General features: G+C 68.5%; 18 protein-coding genes. 9 read left to right on the forward strand and 9 right to left on the reverse strand.

Going from position 1 to position 23,320, the window contains the following annotated elements; genetic code table 11:
* Positions 1-269 precede the first annotated feature (269 nt).
* Entirely contained in the window at positions 270-485 is a 216-nt protein-coding gene (locus ACZ601_RS38450; RefSeq protein ID WP_440579422.1) for an acyl-CoA carboxylase subunit epsilon, read from the reverse strand.
* Between the two features lie 281 nt (positions 486-766).
* On the opposite strand from ACZ601_RS38450, the gene ACZ601_RS38455 reads away from it, so the two are divergent.
* The gene (locus tag ACZ601_RS38455) at positions 767-1,729 is read left to right on the forward strand and encodes a ScbA/BarX family gamma-butyrolactone biosynthesis protein (protein WP_469546741.1); all 963 of its coding nucleotides are present in this window, start codon (positions 767-769) and stop codon (positions 1,727-1,729) included.
* Here the strand turns inward: ACZ601_RS38455 and ACZ601_RS38460 are convergent.
* The gene (locus ACZ601_RS38460) at positions 1,715-2,611 is read right to left on the reverse strand and encodes an SDR family oxidoreductase (RefSeq protein ID WP_469546743.1); all 897 of its coding nucleotides are present in this window, start codon (positions 2,609-2,611) and stop codon (positions 1,715-1,717) included. The two genes, ACZ601_RS38455 and ACZ601_RS38460, sit on opposite strands and share 15 nt — an antisense overlap.
* A 216-nt stretch (positions 2,612-2,827) precedes the next feature.
* On the opposite strand from ACZ601_RS38460, the gene ACZ601_RS38465 reads away from it, so the two are divergent.
* Complete coding sequence (locus tag ACZ601_RS38465) at positions 2,828-3,496, forward strand: ScbR family autoregulator-binding transcription factor (RefSeq protein ID WP_469546745.1); 669 nt, start codon at positions 2,828-2,830, stop codon at positions 3,494-3,496.
* Here ACZ601_RS38465 and ACZ601_RS38470 read toward each other — a convergent pair.
* The 7 genes from ACZ601_RS38470 to metF all read right to left on the reverse strand — a co-directional run bounded on the left by ACZ601_RS38470 (position 3,493) and on the right by metF (position 11,608).
* The gene (locus tag ACZ601_RS38470; protein ID WP_469546748.1) at positions 3,493-5,025 is read right to left on the reverse strand and encodes an FAD-dependent monooxygenase; all 1,533 of its coding nucleotides are present in this window, start codon (positions 5,023-5,025) and stop codon (positions 3,493-3,495) included. The genes ACZ601_RS38465 and ACZ601_RS38470 overlap by 4 nt on opposite strands.
* A gap of 444 nt (positions 5,026-5,469) precedes the next feature.
* Positions 5,470-5,871 carry a DUF6009 family protein gene (locus ACZ601_RS38475; protein ID WP_440575877.1) on the reverse strand — a complete coding sequence of 134 codons (402 nt, stop codon included), beginning with the start codon at positions 5,869-5,871 and terminating at the stop codon, positions 5,470-5,472.
* Positions 5,868-7,379, reverse strand: a complete 1,512-nt coding sequence (locus ACZ601_RS38480) for a DNA primase family protein (RefSeq protein ID WP_469546779.1) — start codon at positions 7,377-7,379, stop codon at positions 5,868-5,870. The genes ACZ601_RS38475 and ACZ601_RS38480 overlap by 4 nt, the downstream gene beginning before the upstream one ends.
* Complete coding sequence (locus ACZ601_RS38485) at positions 7,379-8,491, reverse strand: bifunctional DNA primase/polymerase (protein ID WP_469546751.1); 1,113 nt, start codon at positions 8,489-8,491, stop codon at positions 7,379-7,381. The genes ACZ601_RS38480 and ACZ601_RS38485 overlap by 1 nt, the downstream gene beginning before the upstream one ends.
* Positions 8,492-9,062: 571 nt before the next feature.
* On the reverse strand, positions 9,063-10,490 hold the full coding sequence (locus tag ACZ601_RS38490) for a serine hydrolase domain-containing protein (RefSeq protein ID WP_469546753.1): 1,428 nt from the start codon (positions 10,488-10,490) through the stop codon (positions 9,063-9,065).
* Between the two features lie 33 nt (positions 10,491-10,523).
* Positions 10,524-10,670, reverse strand: coding sequence for a hypothetical protein (locus ACZ601_RS38495; protein ID WP_440575880.1), 147 nt, complete (start codon positions 10,668-10,670; stop codon positions 10,524-10,526).
* Between the two features lie 32 nt (positions 10,671-10,702).
* Complete coding sequence (gene metF, locus ACZ601_RS38500; protein ID WP_469546755.1) at positions 10,703-11,608, reverse strand: methylenetetrahydrofolate reductase [NAD(P)H]; 906 nt, start codon at positions 11,606-11,608, stop codon at positions 10,703-10,705.
* A gap of 3,439 nt (positions 11,609-15,047) precedes the next feature.
* Here metF and ACZ601_RS38505 point away from each other — a divergent pair.
* From ACZ601_RS38505 to tap, 7 genes are all read left to right on the forward strand, one after another.
* Positions 15,048-15,974 carry a ParA family protein gene (locus tag ACZ601_RS38505; RefSeq protein WP_440575882.1) on the forward strand — a complete coding sequence of 309 codons (927 nt, stop codon included), beginning with the start codon at positions 15,048-15,050 and terminating at the stop codon, positions 15,972-15,974.
* A complete protein-coding gene (locus ACZ601_RS38510; RefSeq protein WP_469546758.1) occupies positions 15,971-16,591 on the forward strand; it encodes a hypothetical protein in 621 nt (206 codons plus the stop codon). The genes ACZ601_RS38505 and ACZ601_RS38510 overlap by 4 nt, the downstream gene beginning before the upstream one ends.
* A 687-nt stretch (positions 16,592-17,278) precedes the next feature.
* Complete coding sequence (locus ACZ601_RS38515; RefSeq protein ID WP_469546760.1) at positions 17,279-18,364, forward strand: bifunctional DNA primase/polymerase; 1,086 nt, start codon at positions 17,279-17,281, stop codon at positions 18,362-18,364.
* Entirely contained in the window at positions 18,361-19,908 is a 1,548-nt protein-coding gene (locus tag ACZ601_RS38520) for a DNA primase family protein (protein ID WP_440575885.1), read from the forward strand. The genes ACZ601_RS38515 and ACZ601_RS38520 overlap by 4 nt, the downstream gene beginning before the upstream one ends.
* A 151-nt stretch (positions 19,909-20,059) precedes the next feature.
* On the forward strand, positions 20,060-20,449 hold the full coding sequence (locus ACZ601_RS38525; RefSeq protein WP_024490465.1) for a DUF6009 family protein: 390 nt from the start codon (positions 20,060-20,062) through the stop codon (positions 20,447-20,449).
* Positions 20,450-20,738: 289 nt separating this feature from the next.
* Positions 20,739-21,056 (forward strand): hypothetical protein, encoded by a 318-nt coding sequence (locus ACZ601_RS38530; protein ID WP_469546763.1) that lies wholly within the window; start codon positions 20,739-20,741, stop codon positions 21,054-21,056.
* A 107-nt stretch (positions 21,057-21,163) separates the two neighbouring features.
* Positions 21,164-23,317 (forward strand): telomere-associated protein Tap, encoded by a 2,154-nt coding sequence (tap, locus tag ACZ601_RS38535; RefSeq protein WP_469546765.1) that lies wholly within the window; start codon positions 21,164-21,166, stop codon positions 23,315-23,317.
* Positions 23,318-23,320 lie beyond the last annotated feature (3 nt).

The raw sequence follows: 23,320 nt of genomic DNA on the forward strand, positions 1-23,320 counted from the left end.
ATACGCTCACGCGCCGTCAGCTTCCCCTTGGCGTGCTGCGCCTCGGTCGCCCGGTCACTCGGCCCGCGCCGGGCCTGCTCACGCAGCGCCAGCAGCTCCGCCACCCGGCCACGGGTGTCGCTCGGCTCACCGGCCCCGGCGAGCCTCCCCACCGACATGCCACAGCCCCTCTCGATGTTGCCTCTCGGCATTGAACTAAGCGTAACAAACCACCTAAGCGGTTTTCTGCCTGCGGGCGGTCTGACTGCGGGAACGCACTTCCAGCCGCACTAACGCCAGCTCTGCGGCGCCCTGTACGGAGCCTGTTCCCAGCGCCGCCACACGGCCGGGCGCCCCTCCGCGCCACCCTCGCGCGCATGGGCCGCGACCCGGTTCCGCGCGAGTACCGACAGCAGAGCCTCGTTGAGGGCGATCAGTTCGTCCCGATTCGCCCTGCCACGCTCCACTCGCGCCACCCCGGCCACGTCACGGCGGAATCCACTCATGAAGGTCCCCTTCCTCATCGGGAAACCCTGGAGCAGCAGGCTGGAGCGGTGGTCGAGCGACGATCGTGGGGGGCGCTCCCCGTCCGGGGGCAAGATGTGAAGGCGTCATCACACTCGCAAGCGGAGCTCGCGGTTTCGCTTCTGGCGAGTACCAAAGGGCGGTAGAAATTAAACCGGTTGGTATGTATCTTTGGTGTCCCGCGAGGGGCTCACCGGTTTTCGTTACCGTTGTTTTTGGGGGAAAGATGACTGCTGCAACGATCCAGCTTGCTCACCCGCTCATGAACGAGGCATCTGCACGGGACACCCGGTCGGGTTCGTCGATCGCGCCTCCCCTGTTCCGCTTCCCGTCGCTGACGACCACGGTGCCCAAGGAGTTCGTCCACCGGGCGGCCGTCGCCGAGGTCATGCTCACCGACTGGAAGCGCGAGGATGACGACCACTTCAAGGTGACGGCCCAGTGGCCCCGCGGGCACAGCTTCTTCAGCCCCATCGGCGCACACCACGATCCGCTGCTGGCGGCCGAGACGATACGTCAGGTGGGCTCGCTCCTCGCGCACGCGGAGTTCGGTGTTCCGTTCGGCCACCAGTTCCTGATGTGGGACCTTGAGTACGCCGTCGAGCCCGACCAGGTCCTCATCGGCGGCACACCCGCGGCACTCGACATCGACGTCACCTGCACCGAGGTCAAGCGACGCGGCAACGCCCTGACCGGACTGCGCTACGAAGCGGTGATCCACCGCGACGGGAAGCCGGCCGTGCGGGGAGGCGGCTCCTTCACCTGCACCACACCGGCCGTCTACCGCAGGCTCCGGGGAGACCGCTGCACCGCAGAGGGCCGCCCCCGGCTCCCCCTCATGGCCCCCGCCTCGCCCCAGAGGGTCGGACGCATGTCGCCCATCGACGTGGTGCTCTCCCCCGTCGGGGAGACGAATCGCTGGCAGTTGAGAGCCGACACCCGCCACCACGTCCTCTTCGACCACCCGGTCGACCACGTTCCGGGCATGGTGCTCCTGGAAGCAGCCCGTCAGGCGGCGGCCGCGGCCCTCGACAACTCCACGATGCTGCCCATCGGCATCGTGAGCGAGTTCCACCGGTACGCAGAACTGGACTCGCCCTGCATGATCCAGGCGCAGCACCTGCCCGGTACGGCCGGCGTCGAGAAGTCGGTCCTGGTGACCGCCCACCAGGACGGGGACCTGGTGTTCACCTCCACGGTGAAGACGCTCTCAACCGAGAGCTGAACCGCCTGTGCCGATGCCTTCGCTCTCATGAGGCCGACTCGGGGCGAAGGCATCGGCATGGTCCCCGGCCCACTCGGCGAACGACCGGGCGGGCCGCCCCGTCACCTCGCGGACCCCGCTTCCGACGGCTGCTTTGGCTCCGTCCCGCTGCCGCCGCGCACTGCTCAGCAACGCGTCCGCCAGTTCGGGCGGGTGGCGGCGCAGCAGCGCGGCGTGCGCTTCCTGCGGCGCCAGTTCCTCGAAGCGCAGCGACACCCCGAGCACCTGCGCGAGCAACCGTGTCTGTTCAGCCGCGCTGATCGCCTCCGGTCCGGTGAGCGTGTGGGCCGCGCCCTCGTGTCCGTCCTCGGTGAGCGCCCGCACCGCCACTTCTGCGATGTCGCGCGGGTCGACACACGCGTTCGCCGACGTCCCGTACAGAGCCCGCACGACGCGCTCCGAGCGGACCGTCCCCGCCCACGACAGGCAGTTGGACATGAACGAACGAGGCCGCAGCAGGGTCCAGGCCATTCCGGACTGCCGCAGGAGTTCCTCATTGGCACGCTGCCAACGGGTGATCAGGTCGTCGGCCCGCGCGTCGGTGACCGAGGCCGCGGACAACGTCACGACGTGCCGCACACCTGCCGCCCGCGCCGCCCGGAGAAAGACGGCGCCTTCGTCACCGGCGACCCGGCTCGTGACGAGGAAGGCCTTACGCACCCCGCGCAGCGCCCGGGTCAGCGAGTCAGGACTGGCGTAGTCCCCGGCCACTGCCTCCACTTCGGGCCGCGTGACCGTGACGCCCGCGGGGTTCCTGGTCATGAGACGCAGCGGCACGCCGGGCGGGAAGGAACGCACCACTTCCCGGCCGACCGTCCCTGTCGCACCTGTCACCAGAATCATCGGGCACCCTCCCTGTCCGTCCCGGCTCGCCGACAGGGCCTGGGAAGCAGACCGCCGCGCCGGGGTTCGAGGTGGCTTCGGTTCCGTGAGGTGACTCGATCATGCTCTCCCCCCATTCGCTGTGGGCGCCGACCACTGTAAGATACATACTAGCCGGTTTTTTTCATGCGCTACGGTGTCTTCAATGTAGTAGTCATGTAAGTGGAGGAGGCGAGAGTGGCGAAGCAGGATCGAGCCATCCGTACACGTCAGACGATCCTGTCGGCAGCGGCAAACGTGTTCGAGAAGCACGGTTACCAGGCAGCCACGATCGCCGAGATACTCAGCGAGGCGCAAGTCACCAAGGGGGCCCTGTACTTCCACTTCCAGTCCAAGGAAGAGCTGGCCCAGGGTGTGCTCGGTGAGCAGGAACAGCGCCTGGGCGTCCCCGAACGTGCCTGCAAGACACAGGAGCTCGTGGACGTCATCATGCTGCACGCCTACCGGCTGCAGACGGACCCCATGGTCCGCGCCGGGGTGCGGCTGTCCCTGGACCAGCAGGCGCACGACCTCGACCGCAGCGGCCCCTTCCTGAACTGGGGCGAGGTCCTGAGGAGGCTCCTCGACCAGGCGCAGGCCCAGGGAGAGCTCCTTCCTCACGTAGTACCCCGGGAGACCTCCGACGTCCTGGTTGGCTGTTTCGCCGGTGTCCAGGCGATGTCGCAGGCGCTCAGCAAGTACCAGGACCTCGCCGAGCGGGTCTGCTCCCTGCTCCGTCATCTGCTGCCCAACGTGGTGATCGCGTCCGTCCTCACCGCGGTGGACATCTCACGCACTCGCGGGGTGGCGGTCTTCACCGAGCTGAGCGAGGTACTCGACGAGGAGGCCGGTATTCCGGTCGGTTAGGCCGGCACCCTTTCCAGGTCGGGGGCCGTCACCGGCCCCGGGCTCTCGTCCATCCCGAAGAACGCCGCCAGCGCGTCGGCCAGTGGTCCGCCACCGTCCGACGCCCAGGCGACATATCCGTCGGGGCGCACGAGCACCGCCGAGAAGGGCACGGAGCGCGTCGGCAGGCAGTGGACCACACGCAGGGACTGCTCCCAGGCCCGCGCCGTGTCCGCGTAGCTCCTGCCGCCCTCGCCGAAGAGCAGCAGGAGCGGTTCACCGCCCTCCCCCAGCAGTCCGATCAGGTCGGACGGGCCCTTGGCGGTGGTCAGTTCGAGGTTGCGCAGAAAGGTTCCTTCGTGGGGGGACCGATAGCGCGGGCTCGCGGGAAGCACGGTGTCCTGGGCGCTGATCATCCCGCTGAGGAAGTCATTGCCCCTGCCTGACTCCAGCAGTCCGGTGAGCAGCGTCCGCAGGGAGTCCAGTTCGGTGCCGGGGCCCATCAGCGCGACCTGGGCACGGGTGTTGTCGATGACCCTCTGGGCAGCGGGCCGACGTTCCATGCCGTAGGTGTCGAGCAGTCCGTCGGCCGCGGCACCCCGCACCACGAGGGCAAGTTTCCAGCTCAGGTTGAGGGCGTCCAGCACCCCGGTGCTCAGGCCCTGCCCACCGATCGGGAAGTGCACGTGCGCGGCGTCCCCGGCCAGGAAGACACGTCCGGCACGGTACGTCCGGGCGAGCCGGGTGAAATCGCTGAACCGACTGAGCCAGCGGGGCTCGGTCATCGTGACCGGGTGTCCGACGATCCACGACACCTGACTGCTCAACTCGGCCAGGGTGAGCGGGACATGTCGGCTGGAGGAACCATCTCCACTGGCGAGCGTGTGGATGAGGGTGTGGCCGTCGGAGCCCTTCTTGGCGATGAGCCAGCCCCTGGGCGTGCGGTGCCAGCCCACCGGGATCGCCTGATCGTCCGGGATACGGACCAGGCCCATCATCGCGGACATGGTCGGCGAGCTGACGTCGGAGGCGATTCCCGCCATTTCCCGGACCGTGCTGCGAGCGCCGTCCGCCCCCACCACGTACTCAAGAGTGAACGTCCGGCGCCCCTGCGGGGTCTCCGCGATGACCCGTACCCCGTCGCGGTCCTGCACCATCTCCGTCACCCGGTGCTCGCGCAACACCCGCGCGCCGTTGGACCGAGCCCGGTCCTCAAAGAGTCGTTCGAGTTCAACCTGGGGACACTTCAGGATCGGATTGGGCTCCGCCTCCGGGGCCGTGATGGACAGGCCCGGGATGCCGGCGAAGTGGAAGGGCATGGTGGCCGTCCGGCCGGCGGGCCGGGACGCCGGTGGGAAGAAGTAGCCGCGCCGGGCCAGACACTGAACCGCCCTGGCGTGAAGCGTGGTGGCCTTGGGCCTTTCCGAGGTGGTGGCCTCGGATTCGAGGACCACCGTGTCCACGCCCTGCGCGGCCAACTGCGCCGCGATCAGCATGCCGACCGGGCCTCCCCCGACCACCATCACCTGTGCAGATATTCGGCCAGTCATCCTGGGCCTCCCCCTCTTTGCGCCCGGAGCGTCCCCACGCTCCTGGTCATCAACGGACCACATACGGAAACGCAGGAGAGGGCTTCGCCCCGTTCTTCTCGCGGAGCACCTCTCCGCCGAGAAATATACCGGTTGGACGGTTCTTTGCAACGTCCTTCCCCTCAGCTCCGGAGCACGAACCTCATCGGCGGATGCCGGGGCGGCTCATGAGACAAGAGGAAGGGGACATACTCCACGCCGGAGGAGCGTTCGGAGCACCGACGAAGCAAGGCGTCGGTCTGTTTCCCCCGGCGGGCGAGTCACCTGAGCTCAGGAGGCCGCGGCACCCGGGACGGAAACGCCCAATCGCCCGTGCCGGCCCGCAGATCTGCCCCGGGCACCGACTCATGCCCCGGGCGGCGGCTCACGGCCCGGAGGCGGAGCCCAGGCCCCGGGGCCTACCCGCTACAGCGGGAGGGTCGTGCCTGTTTCCCGCACCGCCAGGGACGGAGGCCTGCCCTCGGAACGGGCGGTCTTGCGCCCCTTGCGTCCTGGCATCAGCGTGCGTGGGTCCACGCCCTCGGCGGGCGCTCCGGTGGCGTACAGGCCGTCAGGAGCGCTGTCCCGGTCGTGCGGAAGCAGCCAGAAGACCCGGCGGCGGAACGTACCGGACGAGCGCGACGGCTTGGCCTGCGGCCCCAGCAGGGTGTACCCGACCATGCGGCCGTCCCGGTGGTAGGCGGGTTTCCCCCGGCGGGTCGGCAACCGGTCGAGGCTCTGTCGTACGTAGTCGAGATCACCGATGTCCTCAAGCCAGACGAAGTCGACTTCGTGGCTGATCTCGTCCTCTGCGATGAGGGCGCTCATGCTGTCTCCTGATCAGCGAACAGTCCAATGCCCGGGTAGTACTTCCGCTGGTTGGACAGGATCATCTCCTTGGGTGATGCCAGCCCGACCGCTTCACGAACCCTGGCCGCAAAAGCTCGGGACGAAACAGCCGGGGCACCCTCATTGTGACACCAGGACTTATAGGCCGCGTAGAGCGTGGCCTGTTCCACTCTCAGACCTCCGTCGACCCGACAGGATTCGCTGATGAAGCGCCCTGTGTGGTCCTCGGTCTCGGCGTAGGCGGTCGTGGCGATGCGGACCCGTTCGGGGCCGGTCAGGACCTTCTCACCGGTCAGGTACCGACGGGCGCCCTCGATGAGCCAGTTCAGGATGCCCGGCCCCTCCTCCGTGACGAGGATGTCCGCCAGGTTGTCGATCTTGCGGTCGTCGGAGACGACACGTTCGAACGGGATGAGCCGCATGCGCCGCCAGAACGCGAAGCCACCGGTGCCGACCTCGGGGCGGTGGTTGCCCAGCAGCCAGAGCTTGTGCGTCGGCTCGAAACTGAAGAAGTCCTGCCGCATGCGGCGCGCCTTGATACGGTCGCCACCGGTCAGGAGCTTGACCCTGGCCTCGTCGAACTTGTCCCCGGGCTTGACCTCGCTGCACACGATGACCCGCCGACCGTGCAGTTCGGCCAGGTCGGTGGGGTGCCCCTCGTAGGGGCGGGCCATCAGGAAGCCGGGCGGGGCGGCGTCGGCGTAGTCCCCGAGCAGCTTCATCAGGACGTCCAGCAGGACCGACTTCCCGTTCTTGCCGGAGCCGAAGAGGAAGGGCATGACCTGGCCGCCGACATCTCCGGTGATGGAGTAGCCGAGCAGCAGATGCAGAAAATCGACCATCTCCGCGCCGTCGGCATCCTCACCGAAGGTGTCGGCGAGGAACCGGTGCCAGCGCGGCGTCGCCACGGACTGCGGTGCCGCACTGGTGGAACGGGAGTGGAAGTCCTTGTCCGGGTCGGGCTTCCGGATCAGCCCCGTACGCAGATCGACGATGCCGGCCGGGGTACACAGCGCGTACGGATCGGCGTCCAGCCGCGCGGCGTTGAGCACCATGCCTGGGGCGGCCTTGGCCTGCGTGAGCATCGCGTTCATGCCGCTGGTGCTCAGGGCGCGGCCGCGGTGCCGGTGCAGCGCCGCGCCGGTGTACAGGCCTCGCGGATCGGTGACGGCGATGCTCTCTGCCAGGTCTCCCGCGGCCCAGATCACCGTGTCGTCCTCGTCGATCTGCCAGCGGGTGCTGTCCCAGCGGTACCAGCCGAGGCCCGGCACATGCCGGTAGTCGTTGGCGTACAGCTTGACGAACAGCTTGGCGTTGCCCCGGTCGGTGAGTGTGTCGGGCAGCAGCCCCGCCGCTGTCGCCTCGCCGGCCGGGGGCTGGTCCGCAGCGGTTTCGCCGCCCTGCGCGGGCAGCGGTACGGGGGCCTGCGCGAGGATCTGCGCGGCGACGGCCTGCGCGTCGAAAAGGGCGTTGTCGTCCCCGGAGATCACGCACGGCCTCCCGGGGACAGCGGGCGCAGCAGGCCGGCGTTGAGACCGCTGCGGATGATGGCTCCGTAACGGCGGTCCTGACCGGGGCGGGCCTGCTCGGCCGCCTCTCTCAGCGCCTGCTCGGCGGCGGCCTCCGAGAGGTGACCGCCGGCGACCAGCCCCCCGGCGGTGTACGCGGCCCGGTTGAGCTTCGTGTTGAAGGCGGCCCCTTCCGGGACAGCCGCACAGGCCGTCACCTCGCCCAGGACCCTCGAAAGAGTCCCTGCGGACGCGTCACGGCCTCCACCCGCCGCGATGACCGCCTGACGTGCCCGGGGCGGGACAGGCCGGGGAGCGGGCACATGCGCGGGCGGGAGGTGACCGGTGCGGGCGAGCTCCTGTGCCAGCCAGCTCGGGAGGGCCGCGGGCTCACGGGTCGGACCGACCGGCGTGTAGGTCCCGGCGGTGGTGGTGGTGCCCGGCACGACGATGTACCCGCCATGGGCCCGGACGTCGACCTGCCAGGCCAGCGCCCGGGGGCTGTTGGACCCGGTGGAGCACTGCCAGCGGTGGCTGCCATGGGCGCGGTACCACACGTGGAGGCCTCCGGACGGTGTGCGTACCCGCAGGGTCGTTTCGTCGTCCGCCGGGCTCACCTCGCCCCGCAGAGCGGCCAGCACACCCAACGTGTGGAATCCGTTGGCCAGTCCGCTCAGATCGACGCTGCGGGGAATCGGGATGCCCGGCAGCAGCCGGTCCCGGTCCGGAGGAGGCTGTCCATGCGCGTCGATGTCGATGACCACGAGGTTGGCGGGTCCACAGGCGACCCCGACCCCGAGACCGGGACGGGCGGACCACCATTCCTCGATGCGGGCGAAGTCCAGAGTGGCCGCGTGGAAGCCATGGCACCAACGGCCGGCCAGGAGGCAGGCACACCCATCGCGGACGTGGCCGGGCTGACGGCACGCCTCGCAGTTCGCCGTCGGCGTCTTGCGTCCCGGAGCCAGCGGATGGACCGGCCAGCCCCGGCTCGCACACCACCTGGCAAGCGCGATACTCGGCGGCCCCGCTACGGGCAAGGACCCGCGCTGCCCTGAGTCGCTGCTTGAAACGTCCAGCTCATGAGCCATGCGCACCCCCATCAGCGACCAAAGCGACTCAACGACGAACATAGGTTATCGAAGCACTGACGACCCAGGGTTCTCCGGGCAGGAAACGAGGTCGTCATGCCGGATCACAGGGCCCTCAGCTCACCGAAGAAGCCAGCAGCGACCGAAACGTCCAGACACCAGCGACTCTGGACGTTTCGGTCGCTGCTCCAGTAGCTCTGGAAAACTGCAGGTCAGAAGCGCACACAAGCTAAAACAGCGACTGAAGCGACTCAACATCTCTATATATAACGCACGCGCACACACGCGAATGTTCTTATATACCCGACCCTTGGGTCGCTTCAGTCGCTTTCCCTCTTCTATACCTGCTCCGACCTGGGGTTTTCTGAAAACTGAGCGAGCGACTGAGAAGTTCTTCGGTCGCTCGGTCTTCGGTCGCCGGCCGGCTGGAGCTCAGCGACCGAAGACCGAGCGACCGGCGGCGCGGAGACCCAACCCGGTTTCAGAGTCGCTTCGGTCGCTTCGGTCGCTCCGCTTGATCAGAGGAACTCGGTGTACGTCCAAGAGGTCCTGGAGGTCCTGGAGCGCCGTCCTACGCAACGTCAGGTCGTGTCATCAGCGGCGACCGCACGTGCAGTTCGAGGCTGGGGCCGGTCAGGGGCAGTGTGCTCCAGGTCGCCGTCGCGGTTCCCGCGTCGGCGTCGACGGCCAGCCGCACGCGGTGCGGAGTGGTGATGACGTAGAGATCGGCGACGTAGGTGCTGCCCTGCCAGGCACCGGCCGCGACGATCGGCCGGCCGAGCGGGGCGCACTCCCGCCAGTCGCCGTGGCCGACCTCGACATCGAGGAGCGACTCGAATCGTACGAGCCATCCGCCATCGATGGGATCGACGGTGACCGTCGTCCCGTCGGGCAGGGCCGACCCCTCGGCCGAGGCGTCGAGTTTCGCGCTGACCGCCCGTCCCGGGGCGGCCGAACCCGGCACCGGCTGAAGCGACAGTCGCTCCAGCCGGTCAGCGAGGATCTCGTCGTCCTGGGTACTCCCCGCCTGACCCACGCCGGGCAGCAGGCACTCCCGAACTGCGTCGAACACGTCCTGGGACTCTCCTTGGGCGGTTACTGCGACGACGAGATCGTGGGACGGGACCACCACGCACTGCTGCCCATAGGAGCCATGGCCGTGGTAGCCATGACGCGACATCCAGAACTGGTAGCCGTAGCCGTAGGAGAAGTCCGCCTGGTCCGATCCGTCCAGGATCCACTCGCTGGCGATGTGCCGACTGGTCGCCAGCTCCACCCACCCGCGCGGTACGAGCTGTTGATCGCCCCACATGCCTCCGCGCCGCAGCAGTTCACCGAAGGCGGCGATGCCCTCGGTCGTCAGGTGCAGTCCGTGGAATCCGAAGGCGGCGCCACTGGCCACCCGGTCCCACTCGGCGTGATCGATGCCCATCGGCGTAAACAGGCGTGCGTCGAGAAACTCAGGAAGACCGCGGCCCGTGACCCGCTCCACCATCCTGGCCAGGATGTAGGTGGTCGAGTTGTCGTAGACGTGCCGCGTTCCCTCGGCCGTGGCGAACGGCAGGCTCAGGAAGCCCTTCACCAAGTCGTCGGGTTCCCGCTCCCACGCCTCGGCGAGGCTGTCGGTGGGATGCCCGGACGTCATGGACAGCAGGTGGTGAACGGTGATGCGGCGACCCTGCTCCGACACGTCGGCCGGGACGCGGTCGGGCAGCACGTCCACCACGCGGTCGTCCAGTGAGAGCAGCCCGTCGTCGATCGCGAGCCCCACGGCGATCGACGTGAACGACTTGGTCAGCGAGTAGAGAAGGTGCGGGCGGTCGGCCGAGTACGGCGCCCACCAGCCTTCGGCCACGACGTGACCGCGGTGCACGACCATAATGGAGTGGCTCTCGCCCGATCGCGCTTCGAGCCTGTCCAGCATCGCGGAGATCGAACAGGACGATATCCCCGAGGCGGCAGGCGCCGAACGGGGAAGCAGGGCGCGCTGAGACGACATTCCGGCTTTCTAACACATCCGCACAGATCCGGTTCAGTCGATACCGCGTACGACGTGCGGCTCGGCGATGTCGTCCTCGTCGATTCCCGCGAGCCGCAGCGGCGGGGTCGAGCCCGGGGAGAAGTCCACTGCCTCGTGAACGAATCCGAATCCGATGTCCTGTTCCTTGATGTCCTGCACGTGGTCCTCCGTCTCAGCAGGTCGGTGAAGTGTCAGCCAGGGAGCATCTCTACTCGCCGGACACTCCTGGAACCGGTCACGGCACGGTGGATCTCAAGCGCCGCCGTCGATCGGTTGAGCGTGATGTAGTGCAGCCCCGGGGCACCTTCGGCCAGTAGCCGCTCGGCCATGGCGGTGGCGTACTCGACGCCGATGCGCAATCCCAGCGCAGGGTCCTCGCGGGCGGCGTTCAGGTGGTGTGCCAGGTCCTCGGGGAACGCGGCGCCGCTCAGTTCGGCGAAGCGGCTGATCTGGCGGGCGTCGGTGGCCGGCATGATCTCCGGGATGATCGGGATGTCGCAGCCCGCTGCGGCCACCCGGTCACGCAACCGCAGGTAGTCCTCGACCTGGAAGAACATCTGAGTGAGGGCGTAGTCGGCGCCCGCCCGGCACTTGGCGACGAAGCGCCTGATGTCGCTCTCCCAGTCGGGCGAGCGGGGATGCCGTTCGGGGAAGGCCGCCACCCCGATGCTGAAGTCACCGAGCTCCCGGACGAGCGAGACCAGTTCATGGGCGTACCGGAGGCCGTCGGGGTGCGGGATCCATGGCGCGTTCGGATCGCCGGGCGGGTCCCCGCGTACGACGAGGACGTCACGGACACCCGCGTCGGCGTACTGGCCGATGATGTGGCGCAGCTGTGCCACCGAGTGGCCGACCGCAGTGAGATGGGCGACCGGGCGCATCGTCGTCTCCGCGACGATCCGCTTGGTCACCTCGATGGTGCGCTCCCGTGAGGAGCCGCCCGCCCCGTACGTGACGGAGACGAAGTCGGGTGCGAGGCGCTCTACCTGGCGGATCGCCTGCCACAGGGCACGCATGCCGGCCGGGGTCCTCGCCGGGAAGAACTCGAAGGAGAACGAGGGAGCGGGCCGGTTGAGGATCTCACGCAGCATCGTCATGTCGGCCCCTGCCCTCGATGGTTCCGGTCACCGCCATACACACGGGACTCCTTCGATCGCTCGGATCCTCCACCATGCGGCCCCGCGCACGAGGATCCTTCGCGCAACGCTGGAACGGGCGTGGAGGGCTGCGACCGTCCACGGCCCGTCGCGCCGCCGTTTCTTCCCTGGGCCCCCGGACCTCGGACCCGGGGGCCCAGGGCCTCCGGGCATCTTGTCGGGCCGTGCCTGCGCACCAGGTAGACGGCAGTTGAACGACTTCTGGTGGTACGCAGTTGAACGACTTCTGTGAGAGCCGTTCTCCCGGAAGCCGCCGTCGCGCGTGAATCGGGTTTCATGGGCTCCGACGGCCCTCTACGGGCCCCGGCCCGGCGGACGCCCTCCCCCGGCAGGTCCGGGCTCCGGGCCGGAGCGCCCCTCCCCCGCCGGTCCAGGGCGCTCCATGCCGAACCGGCCTTCTCCCCGTACTGGGGGACGTGCCTCGCCTCCCGGGGGCGCCTCGGCTGCGGGGCACGCGACGCCCCGACTGCCGCTCGTCGGTGGCGGTCCGAGGAAGGCGGCCGCTGATTGAGGACCTGCCCAGGGGCTCTGCCGGGCACTGCGGTCCCCCGGACACGAAGGGAATCCGCGGCTCCGCGCAGGAGGCGGCGTGGGCCGGGCCGTGCTGTCCGGGTCCCCGCCGTCACCCGACTCCCCCGTGCCGGATCAGCCGTCGTGCTCGCTGCGGGATGCGGCCGGAAGTGCGTCGGCGGCGGCAGTACGCAGGCGGAGTTCACGGCCGCGCTCGCGGTACGCCGACGGGTGGTCAAGGCGTTCTCCGGTAGCGGCGGGAGGCCCCGTGCTCGGCCGCCTGCCGTTTCCCGCCCGGTCGGTGGTCGCCAACGCCCTTGTACGTCGCATTCGGGCGCGGGAGCGACTGGTGTATCCCCTGGTGTACGGCGCGTTCCTCGGTGTCGAGCCCGGCGGGTCTCTGCCTCACGAGTGCCGAGTTGGACCGTAGCGGGGGGCCTGGAGACCCAGGGTGGAGCCGTGCCCGGTGGACAGCCGTCCTTGGTACGCGGACCCACGGGCAGCTCCACAGAAAGAGCTCCAGGCGTATCCGGGCATCGCCGGAACATCTGGGAGCCATCCCGTTGGCTCTTCGTGACGACGCTCCCGGAGTGCCGTCACGAAGAGCCGGGTCAGATGCGTAGGACTCCGGCAAGGAGAGGGTGCGGACGCGGACAAGGCAGGCACACCTCCGGTTCTTTCGCCGCCAACGGTCAGGAGTCTCTGGCTCCGTACCGGCAGGACAGGTGATCAAGGAATGTTCGGCCCGGAGCAGGCTGTGGGCGATCTCGATGGCCCTGACCCGTGTCACCTCAACCGCCGACCAGACAACAGAGAGGGCGACACCAGGCACGTGCCCTGTCTGTGGCTGGATGCGAGCGATGCGTAAGGAACCCTCCCCTGCTGAGCTGCCTCCCTCTCCCACACGGATACCTTCCGATACCTCCCACCCATCGAGGACAGTGACAACTCCTCGTCGCCACACTGCGCAGCCGGATCACTCTCCATCAAGGCAATCCGTCGAGGCGGACTCCTTCTTCCCTATCGGCGTCTGGCCGCTCAGGCTGACAGAAGAGTCCGCTTGCCTCGCGGCCGTTTTGCACCTGGGCCAAGGAACCAGGATCTGACACCCGCACACATCTCACTCCCCTCATGACCACCGAACGATGCTTTCTACCTCGGAACGTCAGCATCCACTGAACACGCCCGGAATTGACACACGCCACCTGATGGCCGTCACCTTCCAGTGAGCAATCTCCCGCCATGGCTCTGCCAGCGAGGCAGACAACATCCGCCACCCGCCTCACCGACACCGGATCAGAAGGTAGTGGAACAAGGGAAGCCATGGCACTACTATGCAGAGTAGAGAGCACAAGAAAAGGCCTCTGACCTGCATAAACAAACAACGCTGCAAACATTGACGCAAGCTTGTCGACACATAGGAGTTGAGGCATGAGGGACCGCCTGAACCCTAGCTATGACGGGAGTGCGCACCAACACTCTCGCAGCAATGTGTCTGTACGTAGATGCCTCTACCCTCATCAACGCATCTCTGTAGGCCTTTGTGCTCGCCTGTGTCATCGCCTGTGCCCACGCGGACAAGGCAGCCTGTTTGCCAGCTGGTCCACAGGTGAGCACGCAAGCGATATAGCACGTCCCTCCGGAGGCGCGACGACCAGTTGCCCTGCTTGCAGATACGCGCGTACACGCGCTGGCCTGACCGTCCATACGAAGAGCGGTCTGCGTATGTGCAGGCGTGCCAGCCCGTCGCCCTGTAGCTGTGCCTACAGAACCGGTGGTTGGCCCATTAGCCAGCCGCTCAATACGTGTGCACACAAGAGTGCGGGCCCAGTCGCAGGCAAGGAAGTTAATCTGTCTGCACATGCGACGAGAGGCGGATTGGCATATGGGTGGGGCAGCGGGCACGCATATGAACCTGACAAGAGGCATCCGTGTCGGTAGGACTGCGTGCCTGTCGGCAGGCCTGCCTGGTGGCTTCGATGCCCGACGCCCGACATGCCCGTCCGCTGGACTGCCAAGCCACCCGCATGCGGGCCTGGACACTGGTGTGCGGGTCCGGTACGAAGCCTGTACGCACGTACCGTCGCGTGCTTCCCGGCAAGTGCAACCGCACGCAGGATTGGCTGTAGACGTGCGGGCATCTTTGGTTGCCGGACTACCAGCAGGTTTCCCCATGCGCAGCCCCCTCGGCAGGGGTGTCGGCCACGAGGATTGCTCGCGTGTTGATGGGGCGATTGAGTGGCATGCGGGACGAACAGCTGGAGTGCAGGTCAGCGTGCGGCCTTGCCTGTCAGCCCGTAGGCAACTGGGCCCGTAGGCAGGCGTGGAGACCGCTTAGCGGGCAAGCGGGCAGGCGGGCACGGAACCAGGTACGCAGGTAGGTGATGAAGCAAGCCCACCACTTACCTGCCACACGAGCCGCCATGTCTGCCCGTATCTGTGCCGGGATGCTGATTCGTTCGTGTGTCAGACAACTAAGACGTTGATCTTCGTGGTAACTTGTGTTCCTCCCTTTCGCACAACTTTTCTGGAGGTAACTGTCCACATGGAGACGTCTCTTGGCTTCTTCGTTGGGCAGTCGACTTGCCAGGCTGCGAAGTCGGACGCGTGAGGACCAGCAGTGGCAGCACCCTTAAGGCAAACAGCGACACTTATTGCGCTGCCAACCCGAGGTGCGCCCGTGAGCTGGGACAACGGGTCCAGATAGACGATCTGGCGCCCCGATCGGCAGGTTCAGGGCCCTACCTGACGCCCTCCAGGGCTGCCTCGGAGCGCAGAATCGTTCTGAGCGAAGTCTTGACCATCAGTACCAGAGCAAAAGGGGCGTTTCGTACCCCGATTGCGGGCCCCAACAAGAGTGAGAGGATCCATGGCCAGTCCCTTCGAAGCGCCTGCCACTGACACGCAGCTCGCCGGCATCCCCTGGGAGTCGTTGTCGCACATCTTCATGTTCGGCAACGGCAAGGGAGGCGTAGGTAAGTCCTCCGTCTCCGCGAACGCTGCGGGCAAGGCCGCTCGCAGCGGACTGCGCACGCTCATCATCGACTGCAACGCCCAGGGCAACATCGCGCGCGAGCTCGGTTACAAGCGGGCGGATTGGAACGATGGGGGAGCGGGGCTCATCGAGGCGCTGCGTACCGGCACGCCCCTGACTCCGGTCGAGAACGTGCGGGAGAACCTCGACGTCGTCCTGGGCGGCCCGGCGCTCGGCGACGAGTTCGGCATCTTCTTCCACACGCTTCTGGCCAAGGAAGGCCCGCACGCGTATCTGCGGCTGCTGATGTGTCTGCTGCCGATCGCACACCGGTACCAGATCATCATTCTCGACACCCCGCCGGAGAACCCGTCGCTCCAGCGCCTCGCCCTCTCCGCAGCCCGGTGGCTCGTCATCCCGGTCAAGAGCGACGGTGGCGCGGAGGACGGCCTCGCGCAGATCGGCCTGGAGTTCTCCTACGTCAAGTTCGTCAGCCACATCAATCCGCACATCGCGCTGCTTGGCGTACTGCTGTTCGACACCGGGCGGAACTACAGCAGCATCCACGCCGACGTACGCCGCCAGGTGCAGAAGGTGCTGGGCGAGGAAGCCCACATGTTCAAGCACCTCATCGGGCACACCGAGTCGGTCGCTCGACTGGTGCGGAAACGAGGCCTCCTCGTGCACGAGTTGGCGGATCAGCGGGTGGCAGGCGATCGCTCGGTGCCCGAGACCGTGGTGGGGCTCGACTCCGACTACGAAGGATTCACCGAAGAGATGTTCGCCAGGGCTCTGGAGCTCAGGAAGGATGCCGCGGCATGACACCGCCGAAGAACAAGAAGACCTCCGACCAGGACGACGAGCAGAGCATGTCGGACGAAGGTGTCGGCAACCTGTTCACCGGTGGGGGAGCCCCGTCCGGTGCGCTCGCCGGCTGGGCGGCCCCACCGAGCCCCGCGGCGCAGCCCGTACCGGCGGACCGGCCGGGGCTGGCCGTACCGCGTCCTCCTGTGGTGCCCCGGCCCACCCAGGAGCTCGTCGAGGAGCCCGCGCCGCCGGCCTCCGACTCGGACACCGCCAAGCCGGTCGGGTTCTACGTGTCGACGAACGTGGCCAACCGCTTCCGCAAGCTTCGCAAGCAGAGCGACCTGACCCATACGCAGATCGTGTTCCTCGCAGTGGAGGACGCGGTCGAGAAGGGGCTCACGCAGGTCGTCGAGGAGGCCCGGCGGGCGCCCAAGTTCCAGTCCAAGCTCTTCGCGGTGGCGACGAACAACACGGACCTCCGGGGCCTCGGTCCGGTGCAGCTGCAGTACAAGCCGACGAGGGCTCAGCGTGCGGTCATCGACGGCCTGGTGACGGAGGCCGGGCTTCCTGACCACACCAAGTTCCTGGCGGTCGTCCTCGACCAGTACCTCCCCGGGCGCAGGGACGCCTGAGAAACGCCCCACAAGGCCGCTGTGCGCCGTACGTCCGGTTCCGCCGGGCCTGCGGCGCACAGCTGCGTCCTGGCCCCACAGACGGCCCCACAGCGGCGGCGGGGGAGTGCACTCGGCCCGTTTTCCCGGCGGGGGCAGCGCAGCGCGGGGCTGAACGGGACCGGAGGCTCAGGTCCCGTTCAGCCCCGCAGTTCAGCCCCGCGCAAAAGTGCAGGTCAGAGCGTTTTCCCGGAGAACAACGGGACTGACGGGGCTGGACCTCGTAGTTATCAGCTGTGTAAGAAAATATAGGAACACACATACGAAATACAGGAACACGCATGCGCACGCGCATGACATCTTTTTCTCTGTGTAGCTGATAACTACGAGGTCCAGCCCCGTCAGTCCCGTTGTTTTGCTGGATACTGCTTTGACCTGCACTTTTACCGAACGGGACTGAAGCGTTCAGCCCCTCACGGGACTGAACGAAAACGCGGGTCACCGACCCACCGAGCGCGGGAACGGGACTGACGGGACTCATTTTCCGCGACACGCGGTTCCCCCTCCCCTGGGGCTCTCCGGGGTGGGCTACGCTCTGTTCGGCTGACTCGAAAGCTCAGTCCCTTCAGTCCCGTAGTCCCGTCGGCGCGGGACTTGTGGAGGCGAGGGACAAGACCCGCACGCGAAGAGCCCGACAAGGACCAAAAGTTGCCCGACCACGCCTCGGCCACCCCGCCGGCTGCCTCTCGGCCGGCGGACGGGCACACGATCGCGCGCTGGTGCGCCCGCGCGGGCTGGCCGGTGCACCCTCTTGCCCCGGCACAGAAGACGCCGCCGGCAAACTGCGCCGGCTGCAAGGGTCATCACGCACCGGCCACCTGCCCTTGCAGGGCCGCGGGCCGCTGGTGCCACGGCTTCCACGCGGCGACCACGGTCCCCGAACTCATCGACGCCTGGTGGAGCGCGCAGCCGCGCTTCGGGGTGGGCGTCTCGTGCGGTCCCGCCGATCTGGTCATCCTCGACGTCGACGCCCACGCGGCCCAAGTGCCCGAGAGGGCCCGGCTGCTGCCCGGCATCCCGATCGGGCCGCAGGTGGACCTGGCAGGCCTGGCCACGGGCTTCGACACGCTGGCGCTGCTCGCCGCGCTGCGCGGCGAGCAGGACCCGTCGGCCGACGAGACCACCTTGCGCGTGCGGACCCCGTCCGGCGGGCTGCACATCTGGTACCGCAACCCGCACCCGGCGACCCGCTACCGCTCGTCCACCGGCTCCAGCCCGCGAACGGCCCTGGCCTGGCAGGTCGACGTCCGCTCCGACAACGGCTACATCGTGGCCCCGGGCGTCCGTACCACAGCAGGCGGCTACATCCCCGTGAGCGCTGTCCGGGAGCCGGCCCCGCTGCCCGGCTGGCTGGCGGCCGAGCTGAAACGCACAGGGCACGTCCCCGACGCCGTCAGCCCCTCCCGGGCGTCAGCCAGCGTCCCGGCCCCCATACGGCGCTCACGGCCCGCCACGAAGGCCGCAGAACGGCTCCTGGAGCCGTTGCTCGCGGAGGTCACCGCCTGTCGAACCGTCAGCGAAGGAGCGAGCTTCACCGAGAAACTCAACCGGGCCGCCTACACCGCGGGTGGCCTCGTCGAAGGCGGTCACCTCTCCGGGGCCGATGCGCGCAGCCTGCTTGCGGAGGCTGCCCGTACCGCCCGACCGCACCAGGAACGTCGCAATCTCATGGTCATCGAATCCGCTCTGTCCGCCGGCGCCCAGCGCCCGCTTCACCCGCGAGGAAGCTCATGAGCGTCGAGCCCGTACGCTTCGATGCCGAAGCCGCAGCCAGGCAGATTCATCAGCAGAGCCTCGAACTCGATCTGGAGCTGCAGCAGCCCAGCCTTCCCGCCCAGCAGAACGAGGCCCCCGCCCAGCACCCCGCGGAGCCCGCCGGACTGCTGCCGACCGCCCTCACGGACCGAGGCAACGCGAAGCTGTTCGCGCGGCTGTACCGGGACCGGTTCCGGTACGTCATCGGGATGGGCTGGCACTCCTGGGACAGGTACCGGTGGAAACTCACCGGCGGCGAGGAGGCGGCGGTCTGGGCCGCGGGGGAGATGGCCGAGCAGTACGCGGACCACGACCCGACCGGCCGCTTTCCGGACCGTCAACTGGCCGGGCACCGCCGCCACTCGGAGTCGACCGCCGGAGTCAAGGCCCTCCTGTTCCAGGCACAGGCGGCACCGGGCCTGCGGCTGGACCCGGACGTCCTCGACGGCGACATGTACGCCCTGTGCACCCCCTCCGGCGTGGTGGACCTGCGCACCGGACTGCTGCGCAGGCCCAACCCGCTCACCGACATGCACTCGCGCGCCACCACCGTCGCCCCGCTCAAGACGCCGGTCCCGAGGTGGGACAGCTTTCTGCGCGACACCTTCGGCGACGACGACCAGGGCCTGGAGACCACGCGCTTCCTGCACCTGCTGCTCGGCTACTCCATCACCGGCGACGTCGGCGCCCAGGTCCTGCCGTTCCTGTACGGCTCCGGCGCCAACGGCAAGTCCGTGCTCCTGGAGGTCATGACCCAGATCCTGGGGGACTACGCGAACGCCGCCCCGCCCGGATTCCTCATGGAGAAGGGCAAGTTCACCGAACACTCCACCGAGCTCACCGAACTGCACGGCCGACGCATCGTGGTGTGCAGCGAGCTCAAGCCCAACGACAAGTTCAACGAGGCCCGGGTCAAGCTCCTCACCGGCGGCGACACCATCACCGCCCGCCGCATGCGGCAGAACTTCTTCACCTTCACGCCCACCCACAAACTCTGGCTGCTCGGCAACCACCGCCCGGAGGTCGGCACGGGCGGGCACGCGTTCTGGCGCCGCATGCGCATCATCCCCTTCGAACGGCGCGTTCCCGACGAGCGGAAGATCGACAACCTCGCCGCCGAACTCGTCGCCGACGAGGGCCCCGGCATTCTGCAGTGGCTCATCGAAGGCGCCCAGCGCTACCTGGCCACCCGGGACCCGCTCACCGGTCCCGCCTCCGTACGGGTCGCGACAGCCGCGTACGAGACCACGGAGGACCACGTCGGGCGGTTCCTCACCGAACGCTGCATCAAGGGCGAGGGAGACCGCGATCTGCGCGTCGAACAGAAGCTGCTGTACGAGGCCTACGGCCGATGGTGTTCGGACGAGGGCATCCGCTCCTCCACGCCGCGCGCCTTCGCCGGCCGGATCCGTCAGGAACTGGGTCTGGCCTCACCCGCCGAAATGATCAAGAATAACGCGACCAAGCTCTACCCGGGTCTCGCGCTGCTCCCCGACGGCGCTCTTGAAGGGGGCGCTCGATGACAGCGACGCCACGCGCCCTGCCCGCTGCTGCCGGGCGACCGTACGATAGAGGCGGTTGCCCCGGACGGTTCCGCACCGCCGGACCGGGCACGAGCTCTTTGAACGACACACCGCTAGGCCGACCCGCGGCCACCCACACGCAGGAGGGCCGATGAGCGCGCTGCCCCAGGAAGGCGATGTTGCCCAGGAGGTCGAGATCGTGTGGCTTGAGGACCCGAGGGGCCTCGACTACGTCCGTCAGGCCCTGGACAAGGTCAACACGCGCAAGGGCAAGCCACGGTACGAGCGTGACGGCCGTCTCATCGGCTATACGAACCTCGCCCCGAAGGCGCCCCGCAGCGCCGACAGCGGCCTGTTCGCCCGCCGTACGTTCTACCTGCTGCCGCACGACCGCCCCAACCGGCCCGACGACCCCGAGTGCCCCTACAAGGTGGGCTCGCCCCTGGAGGCGGTGGACCCGCGCACGGTCGCGCCGGGTGAGGTGGGGGAGAAGACCAGCCGGTCCCAGGGCACCGCGGAGATAGTCCCGGCCGGTTCCTGAGCCGCCGCCGCACACGTACGGATGTGTCCCCGTGACCGGTACCCGGGCCGTCCAGCCGGGGGAATGAATGGACGGCCCGGGGGCCGGAGCGCGCACCGGGCTGTGGTGCCCGGTGCTCCGTTCCATCGTGGGCGACGGAAGTTGTGTCCGGCTGAAGTGGGCGCGGAACGAAACCGACCGGGAACGCGGCGGTCGGCCGTACCGGCGCTCGACCGGCGCTCGACCCCCGTGTGACACGGTCGGGAAGCGGTGCCCGCGGTGGTGCGCCGAAGGGACAGGAGGTCCTGGAATGGACGCAACACCACATGACTCCATGTGCGGAGCTCTGTCCCGGCTGCTGAGCACGCAGGCCGTCCAGGAGCGCAACAAGGAACTGGCCCGCGCCCTGCTCGCCGCCGGCCACCACGGGGCGCGCTACGAGTCGGTGATCGCGGAGAACGACTGGGTGACCGCCCGCATCACGCTCGCGGGCGGCCCCGTCGTACGTGGCCTGATCGCGGAGTTCCGCTTCGACGCGCAGGGCGAGGTCAGCGAGTACCGCGACTTCCTGGTGCCGGCCGGGTCGAGGCCCACCGCTGTCGCCGCCGTGTCGTCCCCGGCGGCCTGAACCGTGATGGCAGCACCTCAACGGGACAGAAGCCTGAACGGGTTAAAAAATGGGATAAAGTCCAGGGTAAAAGTGCTACGGTGTCGTCGCGGGAGGAGACCCACCACATGGCATCCGAAGAAGAGCTGTTCGCGAACATCGACGCACTGCTGGACGAGGAGCCGCAGCTCCCGCCTCCCGCGGAGCGCGCCCGCCTCCGGGAGGCCGCCGGTATTACCCAGGCCCGCCTCGCCGCGGCGTTGAAGACCACGACGCAGTCGGTCAAGAACTACGAGAACGGCCGCTCCGAGCCGAGGTCGCCTCGGTTGGAGGCCTACCAGCGCCTGCTGAACGGCTGGGCGGCGAAGTACCCCGCCCACGGAACTCCCGCCCACGGAACTCCCGCCCACGGGACTCCCACCCCCCAGCCCGCCCCGGTCGCCCCACCGAAGCCGTCCGCGCCGCAGCCGTCCGTACCGGAGCCCGCCGCTCCCGCGCCGCAGCCGATCGCACCGGCCGCACCGCAACAGCCGGCCCATACAGCTACGGCCCCCGTGGCAGCCCCCGTTGGGGCCCCGCGGCGCCCGACGGCGAAGAAGACGGCACAGCCCGCCCAGGACCCGCGCTTCCCGCACGGCCCGCTCGCCGTACTGGACGGCGACGGCTCCGCGTACGGCGCCGACGGCATCGTGCTCGACTGCCCCGCCCGCACGGTTCCGGAACTCGTGGAGTGGACGCTCAACGAATCCGGCCTCGGCGCGGCCAGGCTGAACCGCTACGGCAAGGACTCCGACCCCCTGATCGCGCTCACCGCGACAGCCGCCGTGAAACTGGGACTCCCCGAACGCCTGGAAGGCCACGAACAGCGCCGCTCCCTGCGCCTGCCGGAGGACCACCCCGTGGTCAAGCAGATCGCGAAGGCCAGATGGCAGCTGACCCGGCGCGGATTCGGCCCGTGGGCGCGGATCTACCGCAAGGTCCAGGGCCGCGACCGGCAGTGCGTGCAGCTCGCGCTCCTGTCCTGGGACGCCCTCGACGAGCGGTCCTGGCCCGGCGTCGCGGACATGGAACCGGCCGACATCGCCCGCGTCCTCGGGATCTACGCCCAGCGCGTCATCACACCGCGCGGCTCGACCGCGGTCTCCGGACTGGAACTGATGACCGCCATGCGCCCGCCGACGAAGGCCGTACAGGACCCGGACACCGGGAACTGGGTATCCGGCCGCAACGCCGGTTCACTGGGGACGGAGCCGATGGACCCGGCCCCGCCGGAAGCCACCCCGGAACACCCCGTCGTCGTGAACAGCGGCTGGACCGGAGGCTTCCTGAACGAGGAGGCATACCAATGGGTGCGGCCGGTGGACACCCTCACCGACGAGGAGTGCACACTGCCGTACGCGGTCGGCCTCGACCTCAACACGGCGTTCCTCGCCGCCGCGGCCCGCCTCGTCATCGGCCTCTCCGCCCCCGACCACTTCGACGCCCCGAAGTTCAACCCGAAGATCCCCGGGAGCTGGCTGGTCGACCTCTCCCACATCGAACCCGACCCGCGCCTGCCCAGCCCGTTCACCCCGGACGGAACCCGCCCCACAGGGCCGGCCTGGTACCAGACCCACACGGTCGCCTACGCCCAGGAGCTCGGGCACGATGTGCACCCGATCGAGGCGTATCTGCGCCGCGAGACCGGCGCGTACCTCGACCCGTGGCACGACCGCCTCAAGACGGCGTACGTCGACACCCTGGCGGACCTGGGCGTCACCCGGGACCTGGACGACCGCCAGTTCCTCGCCGCGATGGAGCGGCACAAGCAGCTCGACCCGGCCCTGGCCGCCGTCCTGTCCGCGATCAAGGCGACGGTGAAGGGCGGCGTCGGCAAGCTCAGGGAGCGCCCGCAGGGCAAGTCCTACAAGGAGGGCGACCGGTGGCCCTCCCTGGAGCGGCCGACCTGGCGCCCCGACATCCGGGCCGCCGTCATCAGCAAGGCCCGGGTCAACATGCACCGCAAACTGCAGAACATGGCCCGCATGACCGGCCTGTATCCGCTCGCCGTGCTCTCCGACTGCGTCGTCTACCCCTCGCCGGGCGACAGCCCGCTCGACTTCCTCCCCTACGCGGCGTCCGGCAAGCCGCAGCCCGGCGGCTTCCGCCTCGGCCCCACCCCGGGCCTGGCGAAGCTGGAGGGCGTCCAGTCGATGCTGTGGGCGGTCGACCTGATGGAGAAGGACCTCAACCCTGCCCGCCACATCAAGGGCGGCGACGCCGTCCTGGACGAAGGGGAGTAGCGC

The sequence above is a fragment of the Streptomyces sp. NPDC104307 genome (assembly GCF_055584045.1).